This window comes from Pseudomonas sp. CM27 (genome assembly GCF_013179515.1).
Lineage (GTDB): Bacteria > Pseudomonadota > Gammaproteobacteria > Pseudomonadales > Pseudomonadaceae > Aquipseudomonas.
Genome location: NZ_JABMCN010000358.1, coordinates 1 through 4,020, shown reverse-complemented (window position 1 = coordinate 4,020; position 4,020 = coordinate 1). Strand labels below are relative to the sequence as shown.

Here is a 4,020-nt window from a genome sequence, read left to right as displayed (position 1 = left end):
TGTGGGTATTCAGGGTCGAGCGGCACGTAGGCCCCGCCGGCTTTGACGATGCCCAGCAGGCCGATGACCATCTCCAGGCTGCGTTCCATGGCGATGCCCACCAGCACATCCGGGCCCACGCCCTGCTCGCGCAGCTTGTGCGCCAGCTGGTTGGCGCGGCGGTTGAGCTGGGCGTACGTCAGCGTGTGCTCGCCGAATACCAGGGCCGGGGCATCCGGGGAGGCGAACACCTGGGCTTCGATCAGCTGATGAATGCTGCGCGCGTCCGGGTAGGCAGCGTGGGTGTCGTTCCAGCCTTCGAGCATTTGTTGCTGTTCTGGCTGACCGAGCATCGGCAGTTCACCGACCACTGCGTCCGCGTTTTCCACCAGTGCCTGCAGCAGGTTGGCAAAGTAGCCCGCCAGGCGGCCGATGGTTGCGTCGCCCCACTGCGTACGGTCGTGGCTGTACTGCATCGACAAGGTCGCACCCAGCTCCACCACCAGGGTCAGCGGGTAGTTGGTCTGCTCCTGCACGGCCACATCGCCAAAGCGCAGGCCACCGGGCGCCCCCTGTTGCAGCGCCTCGGACACCGGGTAGTTCTCGAACACGAGGATGCTGTCGAACAGCGCGTCACCGCCCTGCCCGGCCCAGCGCTGCACATCGTACAGCGGCGTATGCTCGAACTCGCGCGCGGCCAGGTTGATGGCCTGGACCTGGCCGATCCACTCGGCCACGGTCTGCTCGCTGCGAGGCGCGCCAATCACTGGCAGGGTGTTGATGAACAGGCCGATCTGCTCTTCCACGCCTGGCAGATCTGCCGGGCGGCCGGCGACAGTGGCGCCGAAGCACACACTGGCCTGGCCGGTGCAGCGCTGCAACAGCAGCAGCCAGGCCGATTGCACCAGGGTGTTGACCGTGACCCGGTTGGCCCGGGCGAAGGCTTCGATACGTGCTGTCTGCTCGCGGTCGAAGGCCAGGCGATAGTCGCCATGGCCGCTGCCGCCTGCGCTGCCGGCGATGGCCTGGGCCAGGCGTGTCGGCGCATCCAGGGTGGCGAGCTGGGCCTTCCAGAAGGCCTCGGCAACGGCTGCGTCCTGGCCCTGCAACCAGGCGATGTAATCGCGGTAGTGCGTGGCCTGCGCTTGCGGCGCCAGGCCGGCATAGCGCTGCAGCACTTCGCCCAGCAGGCGCGAGGTGCTCCAGCCGTCCATGAGGATATGGTGGTTGGTGTAGATCAGGTGGTGGCTGGCATCGCTGGTGCGCACCAGTACCAGCCGCAGCAGCGGCGCAGCGGCCAGGTCAAAGCCGCGCTGGCGCTCATCATCGGCCAGGGTCTGCAGGGCCTGTTCCAGGGCCGGCTGGCCGCGCCAGTCGTGCTCGCTGAACGGCAGCTCGACAGCCTTGCGCACCAGCTGCACGGCCTGGTCCAGGTCGCCTTGCAGGACAAAACCGGTGCGCAGGATGTCGTGGGCATCCACGGTGGCCTGCCAGGCCTGCCTGAAGCGCTGCACATCCAGCCCGTGCACATCCACGCGCAGCTGGTTGATGTAGTTGCCGGCCTGTTGGTCGTAAAGGGTGTGGAACAGCATGCCCTGCTGCATCGGCGACAGCGGGTACACATCGGCGATCTGCCCGGCAGCCAGCGGCAGGTTGTCCAGCTGCGCCTGGGTCAACGCGGCCAGCGCGAAGTCCGAAGGCGTCACGCCCTGATGCCGGGTATCGCTGCAGTGCTCGACCAGCTCCGCCAGGGCCTGCTCGTAAGCCTGCGCCAGGCGCTCGATGGTGGCCGGGTGGTGCACGTCGGCGCTGTAGGTCCATTCCAGGAACAGTTCGCCGCCGTACACCTGCCCGGTGATGCTCAGCCAGTTGCCCAGTTGGGCGCCGGCGCACTGGGTACGGCCAGCGCTTTCGCCGCTTGGGGTGAACAGTGCGCCGGTTTCGGCAGCGAAGCTGGCGTCGAACTGGCCCAGGTAGTTGAAAGTGACACGCGGCTGCGCGGTGTTCCCGAGCTGCTCACGCACTTGGGCATCGCCCAGGTAGCGCAGCAGGCCGTAGCCAATGCCTTTGTCCGGCACGGCGCGCAGTTGCTCCTTGATGGCCTTGATCGACTGGCCGATATCGTTGCCGGGGGTAAGGCGTACCGGGAACAGGCTGGTGAACCATCCCACGGTGCGGCTCAGGTCCAGGTCGTCGAACAGGTCTTCGCGGCCATGGCCTTCCAGCTGCACCAGGACGTTGTCGTGGCTGCTCCACTGGCACAGGGTGCGCGCCAGCGCGCTTAGCAGCAGGTCGTTGATCTGCGTGCGGTAGGCGGCCGGGGCCTGCTTCAGCAGCCTGGCGGTGCGCTCGGCGTCCAGCCGTGTGGCAGCGGTGCGTGCATGGGTATTGGCCAGGCTGCCCTGCGGGTTGTCACGCGGCAGCTCGGCGCTGTCGCTGGCCACCGCCTGCAACCAGTAATCGCGCTGTGCCTGCAGTGCCGGGCTGCTGGCGTGGCGGGCCAGGTGCTCGGCCCAGGTTTTCACCGACGTGCTTTTGGCGGGCAGGCTCACGGCCTGGCCGCCGAGCACTTGTCGATAGGCTTGCTGCAAGTCTTCCAGCAGCACCCTCCATGACACGCCATCGACGACCAGGTGATGAACCACCAGCAGCAGACGCTGCTGGCCGTCGGCAAAGTCAAACAGCTCGGCGCGCAGCAGCGGCCCTTGCTCCAGGTTCAGGCTGGCCTGTACCTGGCTGCCAGCAGCATCCAGCTCGCTCAGCGCGGCCAGGTTGCGTTGGCTCAGCAGCGGCGCGTTGCTCAGCGGCTGGAAGCGCGCCTGCCACTGGCCGGCACCACGGCTGAAGCGCAGGCGCAGCGCATCGTGCTGCTCAACTACAGCACGCAGGGCCGCCTCCAGCGGTTGCAGCTGCACCGGGCTGGCCGGTTTCAGCAATACCGACTGGTTCCAGTGCGCCGGCTGGGCAACATCCATTTCGAAGAAGCGCGCCTGCGCTGGCAGTAGCGCCACCTCGCCAGTGATTGCGCTGTCGATCACTGCTGTCGGCGCAGGCTGCCTGGCCTCGATGCGCTTGGCCACCTGGGCCAGCTGGGCGATGGTCTGTTGTTCGAACAGCTGCTTGGGGGTGATCTTGATGCCCTGGCGCTTGGCGCGGGCGATGATCTGCAGGCTGAGGATGGAGTCGCCCCCCAGCTCGAAGAAGTTGTCGCTGCTGCCGACCTGCTCCAGCTTCAGCACATCGGCCCACACCGCAGCCAGCTTCTCTTCGATTTCACCTTCTGGCGCCACATAGCCGCGGCTGACCGCCCCCGGTGCCGGTAATGCGCGCTTGTCGAGCTTGCCGTTGGCGGTCAGCGGCAGGCGCTCCAGCAGCAGCATCTGCGCTGGCAGCATGTAGTCCGGCAGGCGTGCCTGCAGTTGCGCCTGCAACTGCTGCACGCTTACCCCGCCGTCGGCCACCACGTAGGCCACCAGTTGCAGGCGCTCGGTATCGCCTTCCAGAGGCAAGGCCAGCACCGCGGCCTCGCTTACGCCTGGCAGGCCGAGCAGCACACGGCCGACTTCGCCCGGCTCCACGCGGTAACCGCGGATTTTCACCTGGTCATCCGCGCGACCGATGAACTCTACCAGGCCATCGGCGCCAAGCCGGGCGCGGTCGCCGGTGCGGTACAAACGGGCTCCACCTTCGGTGGGCACGAAACGCTCGGCGGTCAGCGCAGGCTGACCCAGGTAACCCTGGGCCACGCCCTGCCCGCCGAGGTACAGCTCCCCGGGCACGTAGGCGGCCATCGGGTTGAGGTAGCCATCCAGCACCTGGGCGCAGGCATTGCCCAACGGGCGCCCCACTGGCACCGTACGGCAGCCGGGCAGCGGCTGATCGGGCTCGAAGGTGAGCACGCCGACCGTGGTTTCGGTAGGGCCATAGTGGTTGATGACCCGGCAACCCGGGCGCAGTTCGCGGACCTTGTCCAGCAGGCTCCAGCTGCAAGCCTCACCGCCCAGGATCAGTGCTTCGGCCGGCAGTACATCGGCAGCGCGG

The 4,020-nt window shown here is 67.5% G+C and carries 1 protein-coding gene; it reads right to left on the bottom strand.

The window, feature by feature from the left end:
• The coding region (locus tag HP547_RS27575) for a condensation domain-containing protein (protein WP_172288606.1) at window positions 1-4,020 on the bottom strand (4,020 nt) is incomplete at both ends.